Below are 734 nucleotides of genomic sequence, written 5' to 3' on the forward strand. Positions count from 1 at the left end.
CATAAGGCACTGGTTGCTGGTCTAGAAGCGCTCGGCATTGAAATGCTAGTGCCTAAAGATATTCGCCTATCTCAACTTAATGCAGTGAAGATTCCAGAAGGTATTGATGATGCGACTGTTAGATCAACACTACTTAACCAGTACGACTTGGAACTTGGTGCAGGGCTAGGTAAGTTTGCTGGCAAAGCATGGCGAATCGGCTTAATGGGCAATGGCTGTAATCGTAAAAACGTTGATTACTGCGTTAGCTCTTTAGGCGCGGTGCTTAACGAACTTGGACATAGCTGCGATGTCGACGCTGCAATGTCTGCAGTAGAGAATGCATACCCATAACCCAATAGACAGGGCTAGGGTATGAGTAATCCACTCCTACCCTAAGCTTTGTATCTCAAGCAAAGCGAAATGAAAAAACTCCTTTTGGTCGCCCACAGCCCGTCTGAAAATACACAAGCCTTACAACAAGCTCTGTGCCAGGGTGTCATCAGCCAAGCTCTTGAGCAAGTTGAATTCAAGTCGAAAACTCCTTTTGAAACACAAGCAGAAGATGTACTAAGTGCAGACGCCATTATACTCGGCACTACCGAGAATCTAGGCTACATGAGTGGTGCCCTCAAAGATTTCTTCGACCGTTGCTATTACCCATGCTTAGAAGCGAAACAAGGCTTACCCTGTGCCGCGTATATTAGAGCCGGTCATGATGGCACAGGTACAATTCGTGCTCTCGAAACCATTAC

The 734-nt window shown here is 46.3% G+C and carries 1 protein-coding gene and 1 pseudogene; both read left to right on the forward strand.

Annotated elements, in window-relative coordinates; translation table 11 throughout:
• A pseudogene (locus A3729_RS32530) lies at positions 1-333 on the forward strand (alanine--glyoxylate aminotransferase family protein); the annotation flags it as partial.
• 69 nt (positions 334-402) lie between these two features.
• The coding region (locus A3729_RS07605; protein WP_068633540.1) for a flavodoxin family protein at positions 403-734 on the forward strand (332 nt) is incomplete at its 3' end.

Source organism: Oleiphilus sp. HI0043 (assembly GCF_001634935.1).